Annotated in this window: 20 protein-coding genes and 1 other RNA gene; 12 read left to right on the forward strand and 9 right to left on the reverse strand. The window is 75.5% G+C overall.

Features of this window, described 5'->3' with window-relative positions; translation table 11 throughout:
- Nucleotides 1–19: 19 nt before the first annotated feature.
- On the forward strand, nucleotides 20–2,677 hold the full coding sequence (locus tag HLA93_RS05840; RefSeq protein WP_222193347.1) for a putative bifunctional diguanylate cyclase/phosphodiesterase: 2,658 nt from the start codon (nucleotides 20–22) through the stop codon (nucleotides 2,675–2,677).
- A gap of 66 nt (nucleotides 2,678–2,743) precedes the next feature.
- Here HLA93_RS05840 and HLA93_RS05845 read toward each other — a convergent pair whose 3' ends face one another.
- On the reverse strand, nucleotides 2,744–3,424 hold the full coding sequence (locus tag HLA93_RS05845; protein ID WP_222193348.1) for a slipin family protein: 681 nt from the start codon (nucleotides 3,422–3,424) through the stop codon (nucleotides 2,744–2,746).
- A gap of 284 nt (nucleotides 3,425–3,708) precedes the next feature.
- Nucleotides 3,709–5,667, reverse strand: coding sequence for an FUSC family protein (locus HLA93_RS05850; protein ID WP_222193349.1), 1,959 nt, complete (start codon nucleotides 5,665–5,667; stop codon nucleotides 3,709–3,711).
- Between the two features lie 105 nt (nucleotides 5,668–5,772).
- Here HLA93_RS05850 and HLA93_RS05855 point away from each other — a divergent pair, with 105 nt between their 5' ends.
- On the forward strand, nucleotides 5,773–9,528 hold the full coding sequence (locus tag HLA93_RS05855; RefSeq protein WP_222193350.1) for an ABC transporter ATP-binding protein: 3,756 nt from the start codon (nucleotides 5,773–5,775) through the stop codon (nucleotides 9,526–9,528).
- 1 nt (nucleotide 9,529) lies between these two features.
- Here HLA93_RS05855 and HLA93_RS05860 read toward each other — a convergent pair whose 3' ends face one another.
- Both HLA93_RS05860 and HLA93_RS05865 read right to left on the reverse strand, forming a co-directional pair.
- Complete coding sequence (locus HLA93_RS05860; RefSeq protein ID WP_222193352.1) at nucleotides 9,530–9,973, reverse strand: hypothetical protein; 444 nt, start codon at nucleotides 9,971–9,973, stop codon at nucleotides 9,530–9,532.
- On the reverse strand, nucleotides 9,973–10,410 hold the full coding sequence (locus HLA93_RS05865) for a hypothetical protein (protein ID WP_222193353.1): 438 nt from the start codon (nucleotides 10,408–10,410) through the stop codon (nucleotides 9,973–9,975). Before HLA93_RS05865 ends, HLA93_RS05860 begins: the two co-directional genes overlap by 1 nt.
- A gap of 173 nt (nucleotides 10,411–10,583) precedes the next feature.
- Here HLA93_RS05865 and HLA93_RS05870 point away from each other — a divergent pair, with 173 nt between their 5' ends.
- From HLA93_RS05870 to nadA, 6 genes are all read left to right on the forward strand, one after another.
- A complete protein-coding gene (locus HLA93_RS05870; RefSeq protein WP_222193355.1) occupies nucleotides 10,584–11,078 on the forward strand; it encodes a GNAT family N-acetyltransferase in 495 nt (164 codons plus the stop codon).
- Nucleotides 11,079–11,114: 36 nt separating this feature from the next.
- Nucleotides 11,115–12,236: an L-dopachrome tautomerase-related protein gene (locus HLA93_RS05875; RefSeq protein ID WP_222193356.1), complete on the forward strand. Its 1,122-nt coding sequence runs from the start codon at nucleotides 11,115–11,117 to the stop codon at nucleotides 12,234–12,236.
- A 154-nt stretch (nucleotides 12,237–12,390) separates the two neighbouring features.
- Nucleotides 12,391–13,587 carry a Nif3-like dinuclear metal center hexameric protein gene (locus tag HLA93_RS05880; protein ID WP_308127962.1) on the forward strand — a complete coding sequence of 399 codons (1,197 nt, stop codon included), beginning with the start codon at nucleotides 12,391–12,393 and terminating at the stop codon, nucleotides 13,585–13,587.
- 70 nt (nucleotides 13,588–13,657) lie between these two features.
- Nucleotides 13,658–14,398 carry a zinc ribbon domain-containing protein gene (locus HLA93_RS05885; RefSeq protein ID WP_222193359.1) on the forward strand — a complete coding sequence of 247 codons (741 nt, stop codon included), beginning with the start codon at nucleotides 13,658–13,660 and terminating at the stop codon, nucleotides 14,396–14,398.
- A complete protein-coding gene (locus HLA93_RS05890) occupies nucleotides 14,395–15,489 on the forward strand; it encodes a bifunctional RNase H/acid phosphatase (protein WP_222193360.1) in 1,095 nt (364 codons plus the stop codon). The genes HLA93_RS05885 and HLA93_RS05890 overlap by 4 nt, the downstream gene beginning before the upstream one ends.
- Before the next feature lie 98 nt (nucleotides 15,490–15,587).
- A complete protein-coding gene (gene nadA / locus HLA93_RS05895) occupies nucleotides 15,588–16,613 on the forward strand; it encodes a quinolinate synthase NadA (protein WP_222193361.1) in 1,026 nt (341 codons plus the stop codon).
- Between the two features lie 70 nt (nucleotides 16,614–16,683).
- Here the strand turns inward: nadA and HLA93_RS05900 are convergent, their stop codons facing one another.
- A complete protein-coding gene (locus HLA93_RS05900) occupies nucleotides 16,684–17,439 on the reverse strand; it encodes a sulfite exporter TauE/SafE family protein (protein ID WP_222193362.1) in 756 nt (251 codons plus the stop codon).
- Nucleotides 17,440–17,464: 25 nt separating this feature from the next.
- On the opposite strand from HLA93_RS05900, the gene HLA93_RS05905 reads away from it, so the two are divergent.
- Nucleotides 17,465–17,824, forward strand: a complete 360-nt coding sequence (locus HLA93_RS05905) for a DoxX family protein (protein ID WP_246625830.1) — start codon at nucleotides 17,465–17,467, stop codon at nucleotides 17,822–17,824.
- Nucleotides 17,825–17,839: 15 nt separating this feature from the next.
- Here the strand turns inward: HLA93_RS05905 and HLA93_RS05910 are convergent, their stop codons facing one another.
- Nucleotides 17,840–18,838, reverse strand: a complete 999-nt coding sequence (locus HLA93_RS05910; RefSeq protein ID WP_222193363.1) for an Lrp/AsnC family transcriptional regulator — start codon at nucleotides 18,836–18,838, stop codon at nucleotides 17,840–17,842.
- A 99-nt stretch (nucleotides 18,839–18,937) separates the two neighbouring features.
- On the opposite strand from HLA93_RS05910, the gene HLA93_RS05915 reads away from it, so the two are divergent.
- From HLA93_RS05915 to rnpB, 3 genes are all read left to right on the forward strand, one after another.
- The gene (locus tag HLA93_RS05915; RefSeq protein ID WP_222193364.1) at nucleotides 18,938–20,467 is read left to right on the forward strand and encodes an MFS transporter; all 1,530 of its coding nucleotides are present in this window, start codon (nucleotides 18,938–18,940) and stop codon (nucleotides 20,465–20,467) included.
- 19 nt (nucleotides 20,468–20,486) lie between these two features.
- On the forward strand, nucleotides 20,487–21,209 hold the full coding sequence (locus HLA93_RS05920) for a PIG-L deacetylase family protein (protein ID WP_222193365.1): 723 nt from the start codon (nucleotides 20,487–20,489) through the stop codon (nucleotides 21,207–21,209).
- A 28-nt stretch (nucleotides 21,210–21,237) separates the two neighbouring features.
- Nucleotides 21,238–21,638, forward strand: an RNA gene (gene rnpB / locus HLA93_RS05925) — RNase P RNA component class A.
- A gap of 16 nt (nucleotides 21,639–21,654) precedes the next feature.
- On the opposite strand, the gene helR is transcribed toward rnpB, so the two are convergent.
- The 3 genes from helR to HLA93_RS05940 form a co-directional block, all read right to left on the reverse strand.
- Nucleotides 21,655–23,808: an RNA polymerase recycling motor ATPase HelR gene (gene helR, locus HLA93_RS05930; protein WP_222193366.1), complete on the reverse strand. Its 2,154-nt coding sequence runs from the start codon at nucleotides 23,806–23,808 to the stop codon at nucleotides 21,655–21,657.
- Nucleotides 23,809–23,895: 87 nt separating this feature from the next.
- Nucleotides 23,896–24,102, reverse strand: coding sequence for a hypothetical protein (locus HLA93_RS05935; protein ID WP_222193368.1), 207 nt, complete (start codon nucleotides 24,100–24,102; stop codon nucleotides 23,896–23,898).
- A gap of 106 nt (nucleotides 24,103–24,208) precedes the next feature.
- Nucleotides 24,209–26,461 carry a putative bifunctional diguanylate cyclase/phosphodiesterase gene (locus HLA93_RS05940; RefSeq protein WP_222193369.1) on the reverse strand — a complete coding sequence of 751 codons (2,253 nt, stop codon included), beginning with the start codon at nucleotides 26,459–26,461 and terminating at the stop codon, nucleotides 24,209–24,211.
- Nucleotides 26,462–26,573: the final 112 nt, after the last annotated feature.

Consider the following 26,573-nt stretch of genomic DNA (forward strand, 5'->3'; position numbering starts at 1 on the left):
ACGACGACCGGGTCGTGGCGTGCCGCTGTGGACGCTGTTGACGGCGCTGGCCCTGGTCCCCGTCATGGGCGTGGTGGCGCTGACCGTGGTGGTCGCCAGGTCACGGATGACCGAGGCGGCCAGCGCAGAGCGTGCCGAGGCCGCCGTCCGCGCCCTGGCCCAGCTGGACACGGCCCGCAGCGGCGTCGAGCAGGAGATCCTCCCGACGCTGGCGCTCGCCGTGGTCGACGACCCCGACACCGCCACCGCCCTGGGCCTGCCGCTCGCCGTGCTGGCGGCGCCCCGGCAGCAGGCCGCGGGGACCCAGGCGGTCGCCCGCGGGGTCACCGACGAGGCGCTGGAGAACGCCGGCCGCAGCCCCTACGGCAGGGCCGCCGCCGCCCGTGCGGCCTCGGACGTCCGTGCGCTGCGTGCCCTGGCCGACGCGCACGAGGTGGCGCCCGAGGAGGTCTACCTCCGGTACCTGGCCATCTCCAACGCACTGATGCACGCACAACGTGCCGCCGCCGCCTCCGCGACCGCCGAGGGGTTGCCCGCACGCACCCAGCGGGCGATCCAGGACGTCGAGCTGGTCGCGCAGCTGGCCACCACCGCCAGCCGTCAGATGCCGCTGTACCTCGGGGCCATGTTCGGCGGCGCGGACGGTGTGGACGAGGGCGGGCTGATCGGCTCGCGGCTGGCCTCGGAGACCGGCTGGCTGGCCTACACCGACGCCCGGGACCAGATGGCGGACCTGTCCCAGCCCTCGCTGGTGGAGCGCTGGCAGGAGATCAGCAGCTCGGAGGTCGCCACGAGCCTCGACGCCGTCCTCACCCCGACCGAGGACGGCAAGGTGACGATGATGTCGGTGCTGCAGATGACGCCGCTGCTCTACGACAGCGGCGACCGGGACGCCCTGCTCACCGAGCTGGTGCACGTCGCGGCCGACAGCGCGCAGTCCTCGGCCGCGGCCGACCGTGCCGAGGCGCGCAGCCGGCTGACCAGCACCCTGGTCCTGGGCCTGTCGGTGCTGCTGGTCGCGCTGGCCGTGGCGCTGGTGCTCGGCCGCAGCGTGACCCGGTCGCTCCAGCTGCTGGCCGGCCAGGCCCGCCAGGTCAGCGAGGGCGCTCTGGTGCGGGTGGAGGTCGGCGGGCCGCGCGAGGTGCGCACCGTCTCCACCGCGCTGGACTCCGCCGTGGCCGGGCTGCGCCGGATCCAGGACCAGGCCGCGGCGGTGGCCCGCGGCGACCTGTCCGACAGCGTGCTGGCCGAGCCGCTGCCCGGACCGCTGGGCGAGGTGGTGCACGCCTCGGTGCAGCAGATCGTCCACTCGATGCAGCAGCGCGAGGAGCTGCAGTCCGCGCTGGCGCACCAGGCCGCGCACGACGCGCTGACCCAGCTGCCCAACCGGGGCCAGGCGGTCACGCTGGTGACCTCGGCCCTGCACCGCGGCCAGCGGTCCGGGGAGATGACCGGGCTGCTCTTCGTCGACCTGGACGGCTTCAAGACCGTCAACGACGGGCACGGGCACGCCGCCGGTGACGAGGTGCTCCGCGTGGTCGGGGACCGGCTGCGGCGGACGGTGCGGACCGGGGACGTGGTCTGCCGGCTCGGTGGCGACGAGTTCGTGGTGCTGGTAGAGGCCGTCGAGGACGAGCGCGCCCTGGTCGAGCTGGCCGAGCGCCTGATCGCCGCGGTCAGCGCGCCGATCCAGGCCGGTGACCAGGTGGTCACCATCGGGGCCAGCGTGGGCGTCGCGGTCAGCCGGGACGGCAGCGTGGACGCCGACGTCCTCTTCGCCGAGGCCGACACCGCCGCCTACCGGGCCAAGCGGCACGGACGGGGCCGGGCGGAGGTCTTCGACGAGGCGCTGCGCGCGCACCTGGCCGAGCGGGCCGAGCTGGAGGCGGCGATCGCCTCCGGTCTGGCGAACGGGGAGATGGAGCTGCACTACCAGCCCGTCATCGACGTCACGACCGACCGGCTGACCGGCTACGAGGCGCTGGTGCGCTGGGAGCGGCCCGGGTGCGGCCGGGTGGCGCCCGACGACTTCATCCCGGCGGCGGAGGAGTCGCAGCTGATCTGCGAGCTGGACCGCTGGGTGCTGCACGAGGCCACCCGTCAGCTGGCGGAGTGGCGGCTGGCCGCAGGGGTGTCCGACGGCGAGCCGGAGCCGACCATCGCGGTCAACGTCTCCGGACGTCACCTCGTCGACCGGCGGGTGGTGGCCGACGTCGCCGACGCGCTCGCCGCCTCGGGTCTGCCGGCGCACCTGCTGGTGCTGGAGGTCACCGAGACGGTGCTGGTCGACGACCCGGCCGCGATCGAGAACCTCGCCGCGCTGCGGGCCCTCGGCGCCGCCATCGCCATCGACGACTTCGGGACCGGCTACACCTCGATCGGTCAGCTGCGGCACATGCCGGTGGACACCCTGAAGATCGACCGGAGCTTCATCGCCTCGGTGGAGCCGGGGCACGGCGAGCTGGTGGCCCTGATGATCCGCGCCGCGCACACCTTCGGGATGACCGTGGTCGCCGAGGGCGTGGAGGAGCCGGCGCAGCTGGCCCGGTTGCGGGCCGAGGCCTGCGACCAGGCGCAGGGCTACCTGCTCTACCGGCCGCTGCCGGCCGCCGCAGCCGGGGCGCTCCTGCAGCCACGGGTCCCGGCCGGTCCCGTTCCGGCCGGCGACCCCGGGTAGCGGGCGGGGCGCCGGGCGGCCGGGCGCGGTCGCGCCGACGGCGGATCCCGCCGTCGGCGCGACCGGTCAGGGCGTCGTCCGGATGCCGGGGTCGCCCCCGCCCGGCGCGGTGGTGAGGACGACGGTCGCGCCACCGGCCTCCACCGCCTGCAGCGTCCGCAGCTGGAGCAGGGCCGGCTGGTCGGCGACCATCCGGGCCGCGTTGGCCAGGGCCCGGGTCGCCGCCACCTCCGACCGGGCCCGCTCCAGGGCCGCCTGGCCCTGCGCGCGGGCGGTGGCGACCTCTGCCGCGGCCCGGCGCAGCTCGGCCGGCACCATCACGTCGCGCAGCGCGACGTCCTCTACGGTGACGCCGACCGCCCCCGCCCGCTCGGTGACCGGCTCGCGCACGACGGACGGCAGGGAACCCCGGTCGGTCAGCAGCTCGTCGAGGGTCCGCCCGGCCACCGCCTCCCGCAGCGCGACCTGCAGCGCGGCGTAGACGAACGCGTCGGCGTCCTGCACCGCCTCGTGCCAGCGGCGCGGGTCGGTCGTCGCGCAGGTCGCGAACAGGCTCACCCGGACGGTCAGCCCGTCGGCGGTCAGCACCTCCTGACCCGGCACGACCAGCAGCCGCGGACGCACGGCGACCCGGACGAACCGCTGCCGCCGGCGCGCCCGGCGGTGCCGCCCCGGGGCCAGGACCTCGGTGAAGCGGCCGTCCCGGTAGGCCAGGACCCGCTCCCACTCCTCGACGACGATGCGCACGTCCCTGCCTCCTCCCTGCTCGCTCCGGCTGCCCTCGGGGAACCGGCCGGCGCGCGGTCGGGCCCGGACGGGGGACGCCGAGGCGCCGCAGGCCGGCCGGACCGCCGATGACCGCGCGCCGGACGGCCGGGGGAGTCGAACCCCGGACGTCCCGCAGACGTCTGCCCTGACATGGCACGCCCGGGGCCGATCCGCAGGACCTGCGACGGCGATGCCGCCGCGGCTGCTGACCCCGGGCAGGGAGGACCGTAGGCGGCCGGTCGGCCACCCGGCCAGCGGTTTTGTCAGTCCTCGGCGCCGCGGACGCCGGTGCGCCGTCCCGGGGTCGTCTCCCGGACCAGCCGGCGGGCGGCGTCGACCTCGCGGGCGACCGGGGCGAGCACCCCCTCGGCGTGGATCTCGGCGTCGTCGGGCTGCCGGTGCTCGCGCAGGTCCTGCTCCAGCTCCCGGACCGCCTTCCGGAGCACCGCCACCTGCGCGGGGTCGGGCGCCGGCTCACCCGCGCGCATGGCGATGACCGCCTCGGTGACCGCGTCCGACGTCCGCTCCAGCTGCACGATCACCGGCCACCAGGCGGCGGCACGGGTGCTGATCGGCGGCGGCTCGGCGAGCCGCCGCTGCAGCTGGGTCTGCACCTCGGTGAGCGCCCGGTAGCTGCCCCGGCGGGCCCGGCGGGTGGCGTCGGGGCCGGCGGTGAAGGCGGCGTCGACGAACCGGTCCAGGGCCAGGGTGGCGGCGCGCAGCGCGTCGTCCAGCGGGGCCCGCCAGGTCTGCGGCCACAGCAGGTAGCCGAACACCAGCACGATGCCGCAGCCGATCAGCGTGTCCACCAGCCTGGCGCCGACCAGTTCGGCGCCGCTGGGGGTGGCCAGGTCCAGCAGCAGGATGATGAACGGCGTCTGGAAGACCGAGAAGAGGCCGAAGTTGCCGCTGCGGGCCCACGGCAGCGCGCCGGCGGCCAGCGCCATCGGCAGCAGCACCCAGGCGTCCCGGTGCAGGAAGGTCAGCAGCAGCGACCCGATCAGGACGCCGAGCAGCGTGCCCGCGCCGCGCTGGACGGCGCGGGTGAACACCGAGCCGTAGTCGGGCTTCAGGATGATCGCCACGGTCAGCAGCACCCAGTAGGGCCGCTCGATCGGCAGCAGCTGCCGGGCCACCTCGGCGACCGTCATGCACAGCGTGAGCCGGACGACGAAGGCGCGGGAGTCGGCGTTGCCGAGGGTCCGGTCGAACAGGTCGTGCAGCTGCACCCGCCACTCGAGCTCGGGGCGCACCACCGCCGCCGAGGCCCGCTCCTCGGGGTCCCCGACCACGTTCCACACCAGCCGCAGGCCGTGCCGCACCGCGCGGCGGGGGGCGGGCCCGTCCTCCACCGGCGCCGGCCGTTCGCCCAGCAGCGGACGCCGCTCGGTGACGGCGGTGGCCAGCGCGTGCGCGGCGCCGATGTCCCGGGAGTCGGGGGTGACCCCGCCGCGGGCGCTGGCCACGGCTGCCTCGATCAACGGCGCGGCGGCGTTGAGCACCCCGGCCAGCTCGGCGAGCTCCCGGCTGCGGCCGGCCGAGCGGCTGCGGGCGTGGATGACCCGGTCGTAGCCGGCGTTCAGCGCCAGGGTGAGCTCCCGCCTGGCCTCCTCCACGTGGTCGCCGCCGATCGCCTCGAGCAGCTCGGCGACCCGGCGGAACACCGCGCCGACGGCGGCCCGGTCCGGGTCGACCTGCTCGGTGCGGGCCTGCACCAGCACGGCGAGGGTGCCCCAGGCGGCGCCGGCCAGGAAGAAGCCCAGCTCGACCACCGGTGACAGCGGGGTGACCAGTCCCGAGGAGATCGCGGTGTAGACCAGCAGCTGCAGTGCGCCCAGGGAGAACGCCCCGCTGATCGAGCTGATCAACGCCGCCACGGCCGAGACCGCCGCCAGCAGCAGCACCGGCTGCCAGCCGCCGCCGGTGAGCGCGTGCCCGACGAGCAGGCCGGCGCCGCCCAGCAGCGACGCGGCGGCGACCCGGCGCAGCCGCACGCGCAGCGGCCCGGACTGGGGGGCGAGCGTGGCCGCCAGCGAGCCCATGGTGCCGAAGACGCCGGCGCCCAGCGCCGAGCCCTGCATGCCGCCGACCGCCAGGGCGAGGGCCAGCGGTGCGGGGATGACCAGGGCGAAGCGGACGACGTCGCGCCAGGGCACCCCGGCCGGGCTGGTGCGCACCAGCTCCTCCAGCCAGGCCGGTGCCCGCAACCCGCGCTCCACCATGGACCGGAGCCTCCCACCCCGGGCAGGGCGGAGCGGGGCAGGGCGTCGCACACTGGACGCCGTGCCGCGCCCCCTCGTCGTCCCGCCCGGGCCGGCGGGACGCCGGTGACCGCCACCGTCCAGGCACCCGGCCGGCGGACCGTGCCGGTCGAGCCGGTGCCCGAGGGCGGCTGGTTCCGCCGGCTGGTCGGCTACTGCCTGCGGCACCGGCGCGACCTGGTCGGGGCGTTCACCGCGGCGCTGGTCGGCTCGGTGATCGCCGCGGGGGTGCCGCTGCTGACCCGCGAGGTGGTCGACCGGGTGGTCGCCGGAGCCGAGGCGGGCACCCCGGTCGACGTCACCCCGTTCGTGGTCGCCCTCGTGCTGGCCGGCGTGCTGCGGTTCGCCGCCGGCTTCGTCCGCCGCTACCTGGCCGGGCGGCTGTCCCTGGACGTGCAGGTCGACCTGCGCAACGACGTCGCGACGGCGCTGTCCCGGCTGGACGGCCCGGCGCAGGACCGGCTGTCGACCGGTCAGACCGTGAGCCGGTCGATCAGCGACATCACGCTGGTGCAGGGGCTGCTGGCCTTCCTGCCCAACCTGACCGGCAACGCGTTGCTGTTCGTCGTCTCCCTCGGCGTGATGGCCTGGCTGTCCCCGCTGCTCACCGTCGTGGCCCTCGCGGTCGGCCCGGCGCTGTGGTGGCTGGCGCTGCGCTCCCGCCAGGACCTCTTCCCGGCCAACTGGGCCGCCCAGCAACAGGCCGGGGTCGTCGCCGGTGACGTCGAGGCCGCCGTCACCGGGGTGCGGGTGGTCAAGGGCTTCGGCCAGGAGGACCGGGAGCTCGACCGCATCGACGACGACGCCCGTCGGCTGTTCGGCGCCCGGATGCGCGTCGTCCGGTTCACCGCCCGGTACAACCCGCTGCTGCAGGCCGTCCCGGCGCTGGGGCAGGTCGGGGTGCTCGCGCTGGGCGGCTGGCTGGCACTGCGCGGGTCGATCACGCTGGGCACGTTCCTGGCCTTCGCCACCTACCTGGCCGCGCTGGTCTCACCGGTGCGGCAGCTGGCCGCCGTCCTCACCATCGGCCAGCAGGCCCGGGCCGGGGTCGAGCGGGTGCTGGAGATCGTCGACGCCCGCCCGACGCTGGTCTCCGGCACCGAGCCGCTGCCGGATGGCCCGCTGACCGTCGAGCTGGACGAGGTCACCTTCGGCCACTCCACCGACCGGCCGGTGCTGTCGGGGGTGTCGCTGCGCGTCGAGCCGGGGGAGACCCTCGCGCTGGTGGGCACCTCCGGATCGGGCAAGTCCAGCGTGGTCAGCCTGCTGCCGCGGTTCTACGACGCCTCCGCGGGCGCGGTGCGGATCGGCGGCCGCGACGTCCGCGACCTGGACCTCGGCGCGCTGCGCGGCGCGCTCGGCGTCGTCTTCGAGGACAGCTTCCTGTTCTCCGACACGGTGCGGGCCAACATCGCCTTCGGCCGCCCGGACGCCTCGGACGCCGAGGTGCGCGCCGCGGCCCGCGCCGCGCAGGCCGACGGCTTCATCGCCGAGCTGCCCGACGGCTACGACACCGTCGTCGGCGAGCAGGGGCTCACCCTCTCCGGCGGCCAGCGGCAGCGGGTCGCGCTGGCCCGCGCCCTGCTCACCGACCCGCGGGTGCTGGTGCTCGACGACGCCACCTCCGCCGTGGACGCCGCGGTCGAGGCCCGCATCCACGCGGCGCTGCGCACCGCCGTCCAGGGCCTGACGACGCTGCTGGTGGCGCACCGCCGCTCCACCCTCGCGCTGGCCGACCGGGTCGCGGTGCTGGACGCCGGCCGGGTGGTCGACGTCGGCACCGCGGCGGAGCTGGAGGCGCGCTCGCCGCTGTTCCGGCTGCTGCTGTCCGGCGAGGGCGGGGCCCCGGCCGCCGACGACGCCCCGCCGCCCGGTGGCACCACACCCGCGGCCTGGCCGGACCCCGAGCCGGTCGCCGAGGACGGCGGCCCGGGCCGGCCCGCGGCCCCCTCGATCGGCGGACGGGGCTCGGCGATGGCCGCGGCCGCACCGACGCCGGCGCTGCGGGCGCTGGTGGACCGGCTGCCGCCGACGGTGGACGAGCCCGACGTCCCGGCCGGGCGGGCCCGCGCCGCCGACCCGGAGTTCTCGCTGTGGGGGCTGATCCGGCCCTTCCGCTGGGTGCTGGCCGGTGCGCTGGTGCTGGTCGCACTGGACACCGGCGCGCAGCTGGCGATCCCGGCGCTGGTGCGCGAGGGCGTCGACGACGGGATCGCCGCCCGCTCGCTGTCCCTGCTGCTGGGCGTGGCCGGGATCGCCCTCGCCGTCGTGCTGGCCGACCTCGTGGTCGCCCGGGGCGCGGCCTGGCTGACCGGTCGCACCGGGGAGCGGCTGCTCTACACGCTGCGGGTGAAGACCTTCGCCCAGCTGCAGCGCCTGGGCCTGGACCACTACGAGCGCGAGCTCGGTGGCCGGATCATGACCCGGATGACCACCGACGTCGACGCACTGTCGGCGTTCCTGCAGACCGGGCTGACCACGGCGGTGATCAGCGTGCTCACCCTGGCCGGGGTGCTGGTGGTGGTCTTCGTCTACGACGTCGAGCTGGCCCTGGTGCTGGTCGCCTCACTGCCGGTGCTGGTGGTGGCCACCGTGTGGTTCCGCGCCCGCTCGGTGCCGGCCTACACGGAGGCCCGCGAGCGGGTGAGCGCCGTCAACGCCCGGCTGCAGGAGGACGTCGCCGGGCTGCGGACCACCCAGGTGTTCGACCGCACCGAGCGCTCCACCGAGGTGTTCCGCGAGTACGCCCAGGCCTACCGGGACGTGCGGCTGCGGGCGCAGCGCTACATCGCCACCTACTTCCCCTTCGTGGAGTTCCTCTCCGAGGTGGCCGCGGCCGCGGTGCTGGCGGTGGGCGCCGCCCGGCTGGCCGACGGGGACATCACCGCAGGCGTGCTGCTGGCCTTCGTGCTGTACGTCTCAACGTTCTTCTCCCCGGTGCAGCAGCTGTCCCAGGTGTTCGACAGCTACCAGCAGGCCGCGGTGGGGCTGCGCCGGCTGCGCGACCTGCTGCGGACCCCGACGTCCACCCCGGCCGCCGCCGACCCGGCACCGGTGGGCCGGCTGCGCGGCGAGGTGCGGCTGGCCGACGTCACGTTCACCTACCGCGGCGCACCGGCCCCCGCGCTGCGCGGTGTCTCGCTGACCGTGGCGCCGGGGGAGACCCTCGCGCTGGTCGGGGAGACCGGGGCCGGGAAGTCCACGGTGGTGAAGCTGGTGGCCCGGTTCTACGACCCGACGTCCGGTTCGGTGTGCGTGGACGGCGCGGACCTGCGCTCGCTGGACCTGCTGCAGTACCGGGCCCGGCTGGGCGTCGTCCCGCAGGAGGCGTTCCTGTTCGCCGGCACGGTGCGCGACGCGATCGCCTACGGCCGGCCGGACGCCTCGGACGCCGAGGTCGAGGCCGCCGCCCGGGCGGTGGGCGCGCACGAGATGGTCGCCGGGCTCCCGCAGGGCTACCGGACGCGGGTGGGGGAGCGCGGCCGGTCGCTGTCGGCCGGGCAGCGGCAGTTGCTGGCACTGGCCCGGGCGGAGCTGGTCGACCCCGACGTCCTGCTGCTGGACGAGGCCACGGCCTCACTGGACCTGGCCACCGAGGCGGCGGTCACCCGCGCGGCCGACGCGCTCGCCCGGCGGCGGACCACGCTGGTCGTCGCGCACCGGCTCACCACCGCCGCCCGCGCCGACCGGGTCGCCGTGCTGGACGGCGGGCGGGTGGTCGAGGTCGGGACGCACGCCGACCTGCTGGCCGCCGGTGGCGCCTACGCCGCACTGTGGGCGGCCTACACCGCCGACGAGGACGCCGACCCGCTGATGGACTGAGTCAGTCCAGCAGCCAGCTGGTGAGCGCGCTGCCCAGCGGCGACAGGAACCACCACAGCGTCGCCGCGCTGCCGGCGGCGACCAGGCCGAGCCCCACCGCGACGCCGCGGCCGAGCCGGCGTGGGTCGGTGGGCAGCGCGGCGAGCAGCTGCACGGCCGCCCCGCCAAGTGCCAGCAGGGCGCCCAGCGGCGCGATCAGGAGGGAGGCGAACCCGGCGAGGCCGAGGACCCGGCCGCCCGGCCACCCAGGGGCGTCCGCGCCGGCGGCCAGGTCGGCGAGCGGCAGCTCGTCGAGGTCGCTCAGCACGAACGGCACCAGCACGGTGAGGGCGTATGCCAGCCCGGGGAGCAGCAGGACGGCGGTCAGCACGGCCACCGAGCGCACGGAGACCCGCTCCGGAGGCGCCTGCCCCGACGTCGCCGCTGTGGCGACCGACCCGGGCATCAGTCCAGCCGCCAGGTCGCCAGCGCGCCGCCCAGCGGGGAGAAGACCAGCACCAGCCCGGCCAGGCAGGCCAGGGCCACCAGGAGCAGCCCGACCATCACCGCGGGGGCGTCGAGGTGCCCGCGGGAGGCGACCCTGTGCAGCGTGCCGGCCAGCACGGCCACCAGACCCATCGGCGTGAGCGCCAGGGAGAGCAGGCCGCCCAGCTGCACGAGGCCACTCAGCGGGCCCTGCGGCCAGAGGTCCTTGGGGTCGTGGGCGCCGCTGGTCAGCTCGGCCAGCGGCAGGGCGTCGAGGTCGTTGACGTAGTAGGGCACCAGCACCCCGGCCAGGTAGGGCGCCATCGCCAGTGCGGCCAGGCCGGCGAACAGGGCGACCGCCCGGCCGCCGGCCGGGCGAGGTGCGGTCCGGGTGGGGTCGAGTGCCGGGGCGCTCATGGACTGGACGGTGACAGCTGCCGCGCCACCTGACCAGGGGGCCGCGCAGCCGTTCACCTGATGGAGGGCTGCTGGTCGAGGAGGCGGCCGGCCGGTCCCACCCGCAGCGGCAGCCAGGTCGACGCGTCGACACGTGGTTCGCGGAGGACGGCCCGGCATGCCACCGTCGCGCCGTGGACCGGCACGGGCAGGTACGGCAGGCGGACGGCGACGACCTGGTCGAGCTGCCGGCGGTCGAGGCGGCCGCCGACGAGCTGTTCGTGCCGCTGGGGATCACCGACCTGCCGGCACCCGCGCCGGCAGCCGAGCGGGCGCACGCCTGGCGGGTGCTGGTCGTGGGCCGGCCGGTGCGCGGCTTCGCCGTCCTGGAGCTGCTGGACGGCGCCGTGCACCTGGAGCAGCTGTCGGTCGACCCGGCACACGGCCGGCGCGGCATCGGCGGCGCGCTGCTCGCCGCCACGGTGCAGGCGTCCCGGGACCACGGCGCCGACCGGGTCACCCTGCTCACCTACGCCGACGTGCCGTGGAACGCGCCGTTCTACGCCCGGCACGGCTGGCAGGTGACCACCGAACTCACCCCGGGCCTGCGCGCGCTGCGCCGCCGGGAGGAGCAGCTGGGGCTGGACCGGCACGGGCCGCGGGTCGCCATGGTGCGGCTGGTCACCTGACGTTGCAGCCGACGGTCGGCGGGGCACAACAGGTCCATGACCGAGAACGCCGGCGAGCTGCAGACCGACCGCACCCTGGGCGAGCTGGAGGTGGTGCACGCCTTCACGGACGGGCCGATGCCGACCGGCGTCTCGGTCTCGCACACCGGCCGGGTCTTCGTGAACTTCCCCAAGTGGGGCGACGACGTGGAGTCCACCGTCGCCGAGATCCGTGACGGCCAGGTCGTCGCCTTCCCCGACCAGGCCTGGAACGACCCGGGCTCGGACGACGACCGCGCGGCGTTCGTCAGCGTGCAGAGCATCGTCGTGGACCCCGCCGACCGGCTCTGGGTGCTCGACACCGGTTCCCCGCTGTTCCAGCCCACCCAGGTCGGCGGCCCGAAGCTGGTCTGCATCGACCTGAGCACCGACACGGTGGTGCAGACCATCGTCTTCCCGCGCGAGGTCGCGCTGGAGACCACCTACCTCAACGACGTCCGCTTCGACCTGCGGCGCGGGGAGGCCGGCGTCGCCTACATCACCGACTCGGCCGACTCCGGCGAGAACGCGATCATCGTGGTCGACCTGGCGACCGGGGAGTCCTGGCGGCGGCTGCGCGACCACCCCTCCACCAAGGCGGTCACCCCGCCGGAGCTGCTCCTCATGGTCGAGGGCCGGCCGTTCCTGGAGCAGCCCGAGCCCGACGCCGAGCCGCAGCCGGTCGCCATGGGCGCCGACGGCATCGCCATCTCCGCCGACGGCGAGCGGCTCTGGTACTGCCCGCTCGCCGCCCGGCACTGGTACAGCGTGGCCACCGACGCCCTGCTCGACCGGAGCCTGGACGACGACGCGGTCGCGGCCACCGTCGTGGACGAGGGGGACAAGGGCAGCGCCGGCGACGGGCTGGAGACCGACGACGCCGGGAACCTCTACGCCACCGCGGGCGAGCAGAACGCCGTGCTGCGCCGCCGTCCCGACGGCACGATCGAGACGGTGCTGCACGACCCGCGGCTGCTCTGGCCGGACACCATGTCCGTCGCCGCCGACGGCCACCTCTACGTCACCGCCAACCAGCTGCACAGGCAGGCCCGGTACTCCGGAGGCGTGGACGGACGCCGCTACCCCTACCTCCTCGTGCGCACCCCCATCGGGGCCGGCCCGGTCCGGCTGGCCCGATGAGCCCGGCCGGCAATCCGACCGCGGGACCGACGACGAAGACCGTGCGATGACCACCACCGCCCCCGAGCCGTCCGGGCACCCGTTCAGCGCGCCCCCGGCAGGTATGTCGCGCACAACAGGCCGGGTCCGGCGTGCTGACCTACAGTCCGATCTCGTGGCTCTCCCGGTGTCCGACGAGGCGACGACGGCCCAGGTCCGGGAGCTGCCGCTCCCGGGCGTCGCCCTCGGCGAGGTGATCGCCGCGCTCGAGTCTCGCTACGACCCGGCGCTGGCCGAGGACTGGGACGCCGTCGGCCTGGTCTGCGGTGACCCCGAGGAGCCCGTCCGGTCGGTGATGTTCGCCGTCGACCCGACCACCGAGGTGGTCGACGAGGCGATCGCCGCCGGGGTCGACCTCCTGGTCACCCACCACCCGCTGCTGCTGACGCCGGTGCACGGCGTCCCGGCCAGCGACCCCAAGGGCCGGCTCGTGCACCGGATGGTCCGTGCGGGCACGGCCCTGTTCGTGGCGCACACCAACGCCGACCGGGCCGCCGACCACGGGGTGAACGACGCGCTCGCGGCCACGCTCGGCCTGGTCGACACCCGGCCGCTGGAGACGGTGCCGGCGCCGGACACCGACACCCTCGTCGTCTTCGTCCCGGTCGGGGACACCGACGAGCTGGTCGACGCGCTCTCCGCGGCCGGTGCCGGGGTGATCGGCGACTACACCCGCTGCGCGTGGCAGACCACCGGCACCGGGACGTTCATCCCCGGTGAGGAGGCGCACCCGGCGATCGGCCGGGAGGGCCACCTCGAGCGGGTGCCGGAGGTGCGGCTGGAGATGGTCGTCCCGCGGTCCCGCCGGGACGCGGTGCTGCGCGCGCTGCGCGACCTGCACCCCTACGAGGACCCGGGCTACACGTTCTTCGAGAGCGCCTCCACGCCCAGCCGGGCGGGGCTGGGCCGGGTGGGTGAGCTGGCGCGGCCGGTGACCCTGCGCGAGTTCGCCGAACGGGTCGCCGCAGCGCTGCCCGCCACGCCCGGTGGTGTGCGGATCGCCGGTGATCCCGAGCGCCTCGTGCACACCGTCGCCGTCTGCGGGGGCAGCGGCAGCTCCCTGCTCGGGGCGGCGACGTCGGCCGGCGCCGACGTCTTCCTGACCAGCGACCTGAAGCACCACACGGTGTCCGAGGCGACAGAGGGCCACGGCCCCGCGCTGTGCGACGTGGCGCACTTCGCCTCCGAGCACCCCTGGCTGGCCTGCGCCGCCGACCTGCTGCACCGCGACCTCGGTGCGCGGGTCGAGGTGACCGTCTCTGCCCGGCCCACCGACCCGTGGACCTGGCAGGTCGGGGGCACGACCGGCTGACCCGCCCCCTCGGGGAGGCGATGCGCCCCGGTGTGTCTCCGCGCCCCCCGCACGCGGGTAGGTTGGCCGGGTGCAGGCTGATCACTTCGTCCAGCAGAAGCTGCTGGCCCTCGCTGCGGAGGACGTCGCCCTCGCGCAACTCGCCCACCGCAAGCGCACCCTCCCCGAGCTCGCCGCCGTCGAGGCCGCCGTGGAGGCGCAGCGGGCCCTGGCCGACGACGTCGTCCGGGCCGAGACCGAGGTGCGCGACCTCGACCGCGAGCAGAAGCGGCTGGAGGCCGACGTCGACACCGTGCGGCAGCGCGCCGCGCGGGACCAGGCGCGGATCGACTCCGGCGGGGCCACGCCCAAGGAGATCACCGGCCTGCAGCACGAGCTGGAGTCGCTGAACCGGCGGCAGGGCGACCTGGAGGACCAGGTGCTCGAGCTGATGGAGCGCCGCGAGGCCGCCGACGCCGCCTTGGCCACCGCCCAGGGCGGGCTGGCTGGCGCGCAGGCGCAGCAGGAGCAGGCCGAGCAGGCACGGGACGAGGCGCTGGCGCAGATCGCCGAGGCCACCGCGGCCCACCAGGCCACCCGAGACGAGGTCGCCGCCACCATCCCCGCCGACCTGCTCAAGGTCTACGACCGGGTCGCCGCGCAGACCGGGAGCACCGGCGCCGCCGAGCTCAAGGCCCGCCGCTGCCAGGGCTGCCGGATCGAGTTCTACGGCACCGAGCTGGCCTCCTACCGCAACGCCGACCCGCACACCGTGCTGCGCTGCGAGAACTGCGGCCGGGTGCTGGTCCGCACCGCCGAGTCCGGGCTGTGACCCGGCGCGTCATCGTCGAGGCCGACGGCGGGTCGCGGGGCAACCCGGGGCCGGCCGGCTACGGCGCTCTCGTCCGCGACGCCGAGACCGGCCGGGTGCTCGCCGAACGGGCCGAGTCGGTCGGCCGCGCGACGAACAACGTGGCCGAGTACGGCGGCCTGGTCGCCGGGCTGCAGGCGGTGCTCGACCTGGACCCCACCGCCAGCGTCGAGGTCCGGATGGACTCCAAGCTCGTCGTGGAGCAGATGTCGGGCCGCTGGCAGATCAAGCACCCGGACATGAAGGCGCTGGCCGTGCAGGCCCGGGACATCGCCCGGCAGCTCGGCTCCGTGCGCTACACCTGGGTGCCCCGCGCGCAGAACGGGGCCGCCGACGCGCTCGCCAACAGCGCGATGGACGGCAAGCCGGTGCGCCGGGATCTGGCCGCCGAGCCGGTCGTCGTCGAGGACGACGTCCAGCCGGCCACCGAGCCCGCGCCGGTGGTCACCACGCTGACGCACCTGCTGCGGCACGGGCGCACCGAGCACACCCCGGAGCGCCGGTTCAGCGGCAGCAGCGACCTTCCGCTGTCCGAGCTCGGCCGGGCCGACGCGGCCGCCGCGGCCCAGCACCTGGCCGGCCGGGGCATCGACGTGATCGTCAGCTCCCCGCTGCAGCGCACCCGGCAGACCGCCGAGGCCGCCGCCGCGGTGCTCGGCGTCCCGGTCGAGGTCGACACCGACCTGCGCGAGCTGGACTTCGGCGCCTGGGAGGGGCTGACCGCCGCGGAGGCCCAGCAGAAGAGCCCGCTGGCGTTCCGGCGCTGGTCGGGGGCCACCGACGTCCGCCCACCCGGTGGCGAGTCGATCGCCGACGTCTCCGCCCGGGTGGCCCGTGCTCGCGCGCGCATCCTGGAGCGGCACGCCGGCAAGACCCTGCTGCTGGTCAGCCACATGATGCCGATCAAGCTGCTGCTGGCCGCCGGGCTCGGGGTGGCCGACGACGTGGTGCACCGGGTGTTCCTGGAGGCGGCCTCGCTGTCCACGGTGACCTGGTCCTCCGACGGCCGCGCCACCGTGCGGCTGGTCAACGACACCAGCCACCTCGGCTGACCCAGCCGCACCACCCGCAGGTCGCGCCCGTCGGCACCGGCCCGGGAGCGTGGACACTGTGTCCGACAGGTGACCAGCCGCCAGCCAGGAGCACCCGCATGACCGTCACGACAGCGCCAGCCACCCTCGTCGGGGACGAGCGCACCATGAGCGCCGCCGAGTACGAGGTGTGGGCCACCGAGGTCCGCCGGCTCGCCGACGAGCGCGGTGCCGTCGTCCTGGCGCACAACTACCAGGTGCCCGAGATCCAGGACGTCGCCCACCACACCGGCGACTCGCTGTACCTGTCCCGGGTGGCCGCGGAGACCGACGCCCGGGAGATCGTGTTCTGCGGCGTCCACTTCATGGCCGAGACGGCGAAGATCCTGTCCCCGGACAAGACCGTGCTGCTGCCCGACCACGCCGCCGGCTGCTCGCTGGCCGACAGCATCACCGCCGAGCAGCTGCGCGAGTGGAAGGCCGAGCACCCCGGCGCCGTCGTCGTCAGCTACGTGAACACCACCGCAGCGGTGAAGGCCGAGACCGACATCTGCTGCACGTCGTCCAACGCCGCCGACGTCGTCCGCTCCATCCCCGCGGACCGGCAGATCCTGTTCCTGCCCGACCAGTTCCTCGGCGCGCACGTCAAGCGGGTGACCGGCCGGTCGAACATCTCGATCTGGGCGGGGGAGTGCCACGTGCACGCCGGCATCAGCCCCGCCGACGTCCGCTCCCGGATCGCTGCCCACCCGGACGCGGAGATCCTGGTGCACCCCGAGTGCGGCTGCACCACCTCGGTGCTGGACCTGGTCAGCCACGGTGACCTGCCGGCCGAGCGCACCCGGGTGCTGTCCACCGGCGGCATGGCCGAGGCCGCGGCGTCGACCAGCGCGGCGCAGGTGCTGGTCGCCACCGAGGTGGGCATCCTGCACCAGCTGCGGGCACTGAACACCGGGACGCAGTTCCTCCCGATGAACGACCGGGCGGCCTGCCGCTACATGAAGATGATCACCCCGGCGAAGCTGCTGCACACGCTGCGCAGCGGCGAGGGTGCCATCGACGTGGACGCCGACGTCGCCGCCCGGGCCCGCCGCGCGGTCGAGGCGATGATCGCCATCGGCGAGCCCGGCCGCGGCGGCGAGTGAGCAGGACGACCCCTCGTGCAGGGGCCCACCGCTCACAAGCTCGCGGTGGGCCCCTGCACGGGGGCCAGCCTCAGCCGCGGATGAACAGGTAGACCGAGACCGCGACGCCGAAGACGACGATCAGCGCGCGCAGCGGCGTGCTCGGGATGCGGGTGGCCACCTTGGCGCCCAGGAAGCCGCCGAGCAGGCTGGCCGGGGCGCACACCGCCACGTACTCCCAGGCCACCGGGCCCCAGATGCCGAAGACCACGACGGTCACCGACGCGGTGACCAGCGCGATGGCGCTCTTCATCGCGTTGGCCAGCTTCAGCCGCCCGAGCCCCAGGCCCAGCACGCCGACCAGGATCACCCCCAGCGCACCGCCGAAGTAGCCGCCGTAGACGGTGGCCAGGAAGAGCGCCAGGTACAACCACACCGGATCGGCGGTGGCCACGCCGCCCTCCTGGCGCTTGAGCCGCTTGGTGATCAGCGGCTGGAAGGCCAGCAGGATGCTGGCCAGGAAGACCAGCACCGGGACGACGGTGTCGAACGCCTCCGACGGGGTGGTCAGCAGGAGCACCGAGCCGGCCGTGCCACCGAGCACGGCGACCACCGAGAAGCGGATCATCCGGCCGCGCTGGCCGGCGTACTCCTTGCGGAAGCCGAGCACCCCGCCGATGTACCCGGGCCACTGGGCGATCGAGTTGGTGACGTTCGCGGCCACGGTGCCCAGGCCGAGGCCGACCAGGACGGGGAAGAGGATCAGCGACCCGCCGCCGGCGATCGAGTTGATCCCGCCGGCCAGGAGGGCGACCCCGGCGGCTATGAGGAGGTCGGCAACGGACACGGCCGCCGAGCCTACGGTGTGCCCCATGCCGAGGGACGTGCGCGCACTGGTCATGGCCGCCGGGATGACCGGCACCGGGGTGTTCCACCTGGTGCGCCCGCAGGCCTACGACTGGATGATCCCGCCCGAGCTGGGCCCGGCCCGGCCCTGGGTGCTGGGCAGCGGCGTGGTCGAACTGGTCACCGCCGGGCTGCTGGCGGTGCCGGCCACCCGGCGGGCCGGGGGGTGGGCGGCGGTGGCGGTGCTGGTCGGCGTCCTGCCCGCGCACGCGCAGACGCTGCGGGTGTTCCGCCACCAGAAGGCGAAACTGGCGGTCGCGGTGGCCCGGATCCCGTTCCAGGTGCCCATGCTCCGGGCGGCCCTCCGCGTGGCCCGCGCCCGCTGATCGACCTCGCGGGGCTCAGCGGCCGCGGGCGGGCGGGGGCTCGGGGTCGGTGAGCCGGGGGCCGTCCATCCGGCTGCCGGCCTGCTTGACCCGGCGCAGCACGGTGGAGGTCTCCATCGTGCGCACCGGCAGCGCGCCCACCTGCTCGGTGAGGAAGCGGTAGAGGTGCGCGGTGTCCCGGCAGATGACCGCCACCATCAGGTTCACCGGCCCGGTGACCACCGCGGTGAAGCCGGTCTCCGGCTGGCGGGCCAGTGACTCGCCCACGTGGGAGATGTCCGCCGGGGCCACCCCCAGCCAGAGCATCGCGCTGACCGGGTGACCGAGCAGCTCGTTGGCGATCTCCAGGTCGAAGTACAACGCACCGGCCGCGCGCAGCGCCTCGACGCGGCGGGCGACCCGGCTCTCCGACCAGCCGGTGACCCCGGCCAGCTCGGCGTAGCTCAACCGCCCGTCGGTGGCCAGCGCCGCGAACAGCAGCTCGTCCTCCGGGTCCAGGGCCAGCGGGCTGGTCGGCGTCGGGGCCGGGGCAGGGCGCAGCGCTGCGAGCTGGTCGTCGGTCAGCGGGTCCTCGAACCCGGTCCACTCGTACTCGCCGCCCACGTAGGCGTGCAGCACCGAGAACGCGGTCAGGTCGATCACCTGCACGGTGCGGGGCAGCCGGTCCAGCAGCAGCGCGTCGCGCTGGCGGGGCGTGCGCGGCCGGGTGGAACAGGTGATCTCCGCGCCCCCGGCGGTGATGCTGACCCAGGAGACCTCCGGACGACGGGCCAGTGCCTCGGCGACCGCGCCGGCCGCGGCCGGCTGGACCCGCACCCGGATGTGCCAGCTGGGCTCGGTGGCGGCCGGCGTCGCCAGCCCGAGGACGCGGACCACGCCGTCGGCCCGCAGCCGTCGCCAGCGCCGCGCCACCGTCTGCTCGGACACCCCCAGCACACCGGCCACCCGGCTGAAGGGCGCCCGGCCGTCCACCTGCATGGCGTGCACGATCTGGCGGTCCGTGGCGTCGATCACGACCATGATCCTGCACCACGTCCGCTTCGGATGGAGGATCCCGTCACGACGACCGGGTCGGCGGGCGTGTTGTCCGAGCCAACCGTCAGAGTGGACGGCATGCGCAAGTGGTTGCCGCTGGTGGCGGTCTGCACCGGCACGTTCATGCTCCTCATCGACGTCACCATCGTGAACGTCGCCCTGCCCGACATGGCCACCGACCTGGACACCAGCTTCGGCCAGCTGCAGTGGGTGGTCGACGTCTACGCCCTCGCGCTGGCGGCGCTCGTGCTGGGAGCGGGCTCGCTGGCCGACCTGTACGGCCGGCGGAAGGTGTACCTGACCGGCCTGGGGTTGTTCGCCGCGGCCTCGCTGGCCTGCGGGCTCGCCCCGAGCGCGGAGCTGCTCATCGTCGCCCGAGCGGTGCAGGGGATCGGCGCCGCGGCGATGCTGGCCACCACGATCGCGCTGATCAACACCAGCTACGAGGGGCGCGACCGGGGGACGGCGTTCGGCGTCTGGGGTGCCGTGGTCGGTGCCGCCGCCGCGCTGGGCCCCATCCTCGGCGGGCTGCTCACCGAGCTGGACTGGCGCTGGATCTTCTTCGTGAACCTGCCGATCAGCGTGTTCGGCGTGGTGGTCACCCTGATGGCGGTGCAGGAGGCGCGCCAGCCGAACGCCCCCCGGCCCGACGTCCCGGGCATCGTGTTGTTCACCCTCGGCGCCGGCAGCGTCGTCTTCGGGCTGGTGCGGGCCGCCGCCGACGGGTGGAGCGCCCCTGTCGCGGCCGGTCCGCTGGCCGCCGGCGTCCTCGTCCTGGTCGCCTGGGTGCTGGTGGAGCGGCGCCGCCGGGCGCCGATGCTGGACGTCTCGCTGTTCGGCAACCGCTCCTTCACCGGCATCATGCTGGGCGCCCTGCTGCTCAACGGAGCGGCGTTCGCGCACAACCTCTACATCTCGCTGTGGCTGCAGTCGGTGCTCGGGCTCTCGCCGCTGCAGGGCGGGCTGGTCTTCATCCCGCTGTCGGCGCTCAGCTTCACCGTCGCCGCATTCGCCGGCCGCTACCTGCAGACGCTGGCCCCGCGGTTCGTGGTCGGCGGCGGCCTGGTCGTGATCGGCGTCGCCGGGCTGCTGCTGGCCCTGGTCGACGCCGACTCCTCCTGGACCGTCCTCGTGCCCGGCCTGGCGGTGCTGGGCATCGGCGTGGGCGTGGCCAACCCGACGCTGGCCTCGGCGGCGCTGGCCGCGGTGCCGCGCGAGCGCAGCGGCATGGCCTCCGGCGCGGTGAACACCTCCCGCCAGCTGGGCTTCGCCCTCGGGGTGGCGGTGCTGGGCAGCGTCTTCACCGCCCAGGCGGCCACGGTGCTGCGTGAGGGCGGCGCGGCCGACCCGGCTGGCACCGCCTCCGCGCTGACCGCGGGTCAGGCCGGTCAGCTGATCGGCTCAGCACCCGCCGGTGACCGGGCCGGCCTGGCCGACCTGCTGGGCAGCGCCTACGCCAGCGGCCTGCACGACGTCTTCCTGGTCAGCGGCACCGCCGGCATCGTCGGCGGTCTGCTGGTGCTCTGGCTGGTCCGCGCCGCCGCCCCCGGCCAGGCCCAGCAGCGTCCCCGGCAGGCGGAGCAGCCAGCGGCCGCACCGACGCGCTGAGCGGGGCAGACTCGCGGCCATGGCACCCCTCCCGTTCCCCGACGACTGGCACCGCGCGCTGGTCGTCGCCGCCCACCCCGACGACATCGAGTACGGGGCAGCAGCGGCCGTCGCGGTCTGGACGGCGGCCGGCAAGGAGGTCCACTACCTGCTGGCCACCCGCGGGGAGGCGGGCATCGCCGGGCTGCCGCCGGCCGAGGCCGGCCCGCTGCGGGAGGACGAGGAGCGCCGGTCCGCGGCGGTGGTGGGGGTCTCGGAGGTGGAGTTCCTCGACCACCGGGACGGCGTCCTGGTCGCCGACCTCGGGCTGCGCCGCGACCTGGCCGCCGCGATCCGCCGGCACCGCCCGGACCTGGTGGTCACCATGTGGGGCGGGGACGCCTGGACCGCGCCCGAGGTGTCGCCCGGTGCGCTGAACTCACCGGACCACCGGGCGCTCAGCCGCTCGGTGCTCGACGCGGTCGCCGACGCGGCGAACGAGTGGATCTTCCCCGACCTCGCCGAGACGCCGTGGTCGGGCGTGGAGTACGTCGCCGTCCACACCGTCGAGCGCCCGCCGCCACACGTCGTCGACGTCGGCGACGCGGTCGAGACCGCCGTCGCCTCCTTGACCGAGCACCGCCGGTACCTGGCGGCACTGTCCGACGACCCGGTCGAGGAGCAGGCCCGTCGACAGGTCGACATGGCGACCCTGACCGAGGACGGGCAGCGCCAGGTCGGCTTCCGGCTCTGGTGGGGATGAGCAGCAGGTAGGCTGCCGGCACGACGGACGAGTCGGCTGGGCGGTCGCGTCGGCGGGGGAGACCCTGCCGCCGAGGAACGTCCGGGCTCCACAGGGCAGGGTGGTCGTCAACAGCGACCCGGGGTGACCCGCGGGAAAGTGCCACAGAGAACAGACCGCCAGTGCGTGCACTGGTAAGGGTGAAACGGCGGTGTAAGAGACCACCGCACACCGGGTGACCGGTGTGGCTCGGTAAACCCCACCCGGAGCAAGGTCGAAAAGGGACGGCGGCTCGCCGCCGTCCTGCGCAGGCGATCGAGGGCTGCCCGCCCGAGCCTGCGGGTGGACCGCTCGAGCCTGCCGGCAACGGCAGGCCTAGATGGATGGCCGCCCATCGGGACGCCGCGAGGCGCCCGGGGACAGAACCCGGCGTACAGGCCGACTCGTCCGTCGCCCTCCGCCGGGATCAGCGGCTCGTGAGGACGACGAGCTGCTGGGTGGCCCGGGTCATCGACACGTAGCGGTCGACCGCGCCCGCGGTGCCGGTGCCGAGGGCCGCCGGGTCGACCAGCACGACCAGGTCGAACTCCAGCCCCTTGGCCAGCACCGGGTCCAGCGACCGGACGCGGGGCCGCGGCGGGAACGAGGGGGCGCCGATCACGCAGGCCACCCCGTCGGCGTGCTCGGCCAGCCAGGTGTCCACCAGCGGCTCGAGCTCGGCGACCGTCCCGTGCCGGACGGGCACCCCGGTGCGGCGGACCGACGTCGGCACGTTGGCGTCCGGGAGTGCGGCGCGGATGACCGGCTGGGCCTCGGCCATGACCTCCGCCGGCGTCCGGTAGTTGATCGTCAGCGAGGCCACGGTGACCCGGTCGATGCCGACCCGGGACAGCCGCTCCGACCAGGACTCGGGGAAGCCCCGCCGGGCCTGGGCGCGGTCGCCGACGACGGTGAAGCTGCCCGAGGGGCAACGGGAGCGCAGCATCTGCCACTCGGCGTCGGTCAGCTCCTGTGCCTCGTCCACGACCACGTGCGCGAACGGGCCGGCGAGCAGGTCCGGGTCGGGCGTGGGCAGCGCGGCGTCGTCGACCAGCGCGTCCCGCAGGTCCTGGTGGCGCAGCGTGGTCATCAGCAGCAGCTCCGAGTCGTCGGCCTCGACCAGCCGGTCGATGACGTCGGCCATCCGGCTGCGCTCGACCGCGGCGGCGGCCGCCCGCTGCCGGTTGCGGCGGGCCGTCTCCGGGTCGCCGAGCCGCTGCCGCGCCGCGTCCAGCAGCGGCAGGTCCGACACCGTCCAGCGGTGCGGGTCGGCACGCTGCAGCATCCGCACCTCGTCGTGGCCGAGCCACGGCGCGCACCGGTGCAGATAGGCCGGCACCGACCACAGGTCCGCGACGAGGTCGGTCGCCGCGACCAGCGGCCACGCGCGGTCGAACGCCGAGCGCAGCTCCCGGTCCCGCAGCAGGGACCGGCGCAGCTCGTCGTCGTCGTGGGCGGCGCCGTGTGAGTCGACCAGGATCGTCAGCAGCGCCGACCAGACCTCCTCGCGGGCCTCGTTGTGCGGGGTGCCGGGCTCGGCGGCGGTGAACGCCTCCGCCCAGTCGTCGGCGCCGAGCCACAGGTCGCCGGCGTCGGTCTCCACCGTCGTCCCCCGGGCGGGCGGCTCCTCGTGGAACCGGACGGCGGCCTCGATCGCCGACACCAGCCCGGCGGAGGACTTCAGTCGGGCCACCGCCGGATCGGTCTCCTCGACGGCCGCGGCGCCCTCGGGGACGATGTCGCGCAGGGTGCAGGTCTGCACGCCCTCCTCGCCGAGGTCGGGCAGGACGTCGCCGACGTAGGCCAGGTACGGCTGGTGCGGGCCGACGAACAGCACGCCTCCCCGCCCCGGTCCGAGCAGCGGGTCGGCGTAGCGCAGGTAGGCGGTGCGGTGCAGGGCGACGACGGTCTTGCCGGTGCCCGGACCGCCGTCGACGACCAGGGCGCCGGCCGACCCTGCGCGGATGACGGCGTCCTGGTCGGCCTGGATGGTGCCGGGCACGTCGCGCATCCGGTCGGTGCGGTCGGCGCCCAGGCTGGCGATGAAGGCGGACTGGTCGTCGAGGGCGGCGTGCCCGGCCAGCGCGTCGGGGGTGAAGACCTCGTCCCAGTAGTCGGTGACCCGGCCGCGGGTCCAGCGGTACCGGCGCCGGCTGGCCAGGCCCATCGGCCGGGCGTGGGTGGCGGCGAAGAACGGCTCGGCGGCGGGGGAGCGCCAGTCGACCAGCAGCCGGCGACCCGTGCGGTCGGTGAGGCCCACGCGCCCGACGTACACCGGCTCGGGGTCCTCGGTGTGCACGATGCGGCCGAGGCAGAGGTCCAGGCCGAACCGGCGCAGGGTGCGCAGCCGGGCGGCCAGCCGGTGGACCTCCAGATCGCGGTCCAGCGCCGCCTGCCCGGTCCCACCGGGCGCCTGGCGGACGGCGCCGAGGCGGGCCGACAGCTCGGCGACCGAGGCGGCGAGGGTCGCGCCGACCGCCGTGAGGTGCTCGGCGTCGGCGGCGATCAGGGCCGGGTCCGCCTTGGCGGCGAGGCGGTCGGGGAGGTCGAACACGTCGGCATCGCTGCAGGTCAGAGCCATGGTCGGCGATTCTGCGCGGCACCCCGGGGCTTGCCGCAAGCCCCGAGGTGCGCTATAGCTTGGAACTGGCGGGGGAGCCTGCCCCGGTCAGCCCAGCGAGTCGCCGGCGACGTCGTCCACGATCGCCCGGAACGTGCGGGTGTCCACCTCGTCGTCCACGGTGACCCGGACGATGTCGGTGACCTGCTGCCGCGACGTCGTGCGGCAGGCGCTGACCCGCGCGGCGGCGATCAGCCGCAGCTGGTGCAGGCGGGCGGTGGAGTCGGGGACCGGGGGGAGACGGCGCTCGGGCATGGACGGACGGTAGGCAGTCCGTCCACCGCCGTCCGTCAGGTTCCGGCACCGTGTCGTCTCGCGTTGACCTCTCCCGCCACAACGGGCGTCAGGGCTCCCGCTGGTGTCAGGCCCGGACGCCGGCGCGCAGGCGTTCACGGACGGCGAGCCAGGCCTCCAGCTCCGCGGCCGGCAGCGGCGGGGAGTGCAGGAAGCCCTGGCTCTCGTCGCACTCCAGCGCACGCAGGTGCACCAGCGTGGCCGGGTCCTCGACGCCCTCGGCGACCACCCGCAGGCCCAGCTGGTGGGCCAGCCGGACGGTGCTGGCCACGATCGCCGCCGCCCGGGCGTCGGTGAGCAGGTCGGCGGTGAACGAGCGGTCCAGCTTCAGCTCGGCCACCGGGAGCTGGTGCAGGTAGGTCAGGGACGCGTAGCCGGTGCCGAAGTCGTCGATGCTCACCGTCGTCCCGAGGTCGGCGAGCGCGGCGACCACGGCGAGGCTGCGCTCGGGGTCGCTGAGCAGCACCGTCTCGGTCACCTCCAGCACCAGCGCGGACGGCGGCAGGGCGTGCGCCCGCAACAGGTCGGCGACCCGCTGCGGCAGGCCGGTGTCCAGCAGGTTGCTGGCCGAGAGGTTGACCGAGACCCGCAGCTCGCGGCCCGCCCGGTGCCAGGTCGCCGCCTGGGCGACGGCCTGGGCCAGCACCTCGTTGGTCAGCGGGCCCATCAGCCCGTGCACCTCGGCCAGCGGCAGGAACTCGCCGGGCTGCAACAGCCCGCGGGTCGGGTGCGCCCAGCGGACGAGCGCCTCGACGCCCACGGTGCGCCCGGTCGCCACGTCGACCTGCGGCTGGTGGTGCAGCACGAGCTCGCCGCCCAGCACGCCGGCCCGGAGCTCCTCGACCAGCGCCAGCCGGCCGCTGCTGTCGCCGTGCCGGTCGGCCTCGTAGTGCACGACCCGGCTGCCCGACCGCTTGGCGTCGTACATCGCGGCGTCGGCCTGGCGCAGCAGTGCCGCCGGCGGCACGGGTGCCCCGGCGTGGCAGGTCAGCCCGAGGCTGAGCGCGACGTGCACGGTCAGGCCGCCGACCTCGAACGGCGCGGCCATCCAGTGCTGCAGGTCCCGGTCCAGGGCAGCGGCGCGGTCGGCCGGTGACGTCCCCGGCGCCACCTGGGCGATGAGCGCGAACTCGTCGCCGCCGAGCCGGCCGAGCGAGTCGCCGGTCGCGAGCACGTGCTGCAGTCGCTGCGCCACCAGGCGCAGCAGGTCGTCGCCGGCCGAGTGCCCGAGGCCGTCGTTGACCTCCTTGAACTTGTCCAGGTCCAGCACGCCGACCACCAGGGGGGTGCCCTGCACGCACAGCTCCTCCACCCGGCGGAGCACGGCCCGCCGGTTGGCCAGGCCGGTGAGGTCGTCGGTGAGCGCCTCCCGGCGGCTCTGGGTCAGCTGGGCCAGGTCACGGACGTTGAGCAGCAGCCGGATGCCGGCACCGGTCGCGGCGATGCCGCCGCACCAGGCCGCGGTGGCACCGGCGTCGCACAGCGCCAGCACCACCAGCACCACGGTCGAGGCGATGAGCACCACGAAGGCGCCGATGGTCGTGGTCGAGGGGTCGGTCGTCGTCCGGGGGACCGGGGTGGGCCGGCGGACGGCGGCCACACAGAGGCAGCACGCACCGACGGCGGCCGCCGCCCAGCCCTGCGGGTGGCCCGTCGCGACGGCCGTGCCGGCGACCACCTGGGCGGCCAGCGCCGCCGTCAGCCACCAGGCGCGCGGGTCGCGGGACATCCCGGAGATGAAGGGCACCGTCGCGGCCGTGCCCAGCAGCACCAGCCCCGCAGCCGTCTGCGCCAGCGCCGGCTGCACCTGCCACCAGGAGGCCGTCGCCAGGCCGCCGCCGACGTGGCCGAGCACGGTGTCGGTGACGGCGACGACGGCCAGCACGGCGGCGACACCGAGCAAGGTGTCGCTCGGGTCGGCGACGGCCGTGCTGTCCCGGTTCCACAGCACCATCCCGCCGTAGACCAACGGGAACGCGGCGAGGTGGGCCACGGCCAGCGGCACGGTGGTGGCGGCGCCGGCGCCGTGGCCCGCGGTGAGCGCGGTGGCGGTGGCCAGCCCGCCGGAGACCAGCCCGGTGGCGATGGCCAGGCGCTGCCACAGCGAGCGGTCGTCACCGGCGCGACGGGCCCGCCAGACCAGCAGCACGGCCACGGCGAGCTGGAGGGCGAGCGCGAGGGCCAGCAGCACGACCCCACCGGCGAGCTCGCGGCCGGGGGAGAGCGCCAGCGCGACCTGCGCGCCGGCCAGGACGCCGACGGTGCAGGCCAGCCCGCGCGGCACCCCGGCGAGGAGCTGCGGGCTGCGGGCTGCGGGCATGCTGCAGTCATCGGGTGCCGTCGGAGCCGGGTGAAGCGCGATCCTGCGGATTCACCCGATGGAGCACTCCGGGGACGACGGCGGATCGCCCGGCCCGGCCGCGCGGTGGGCT

The sequence above is a fragment of the Modestobacter italicus genome, from assembly GCF_019799965.1.
Taxonomy (GTDB): domain Bacteria; phylum Actinomycetota; class Actinomycetes; order Mycobacteriales; family Geodermatophilaceae; genus Modestobacter; species Modestobacter italicus_A.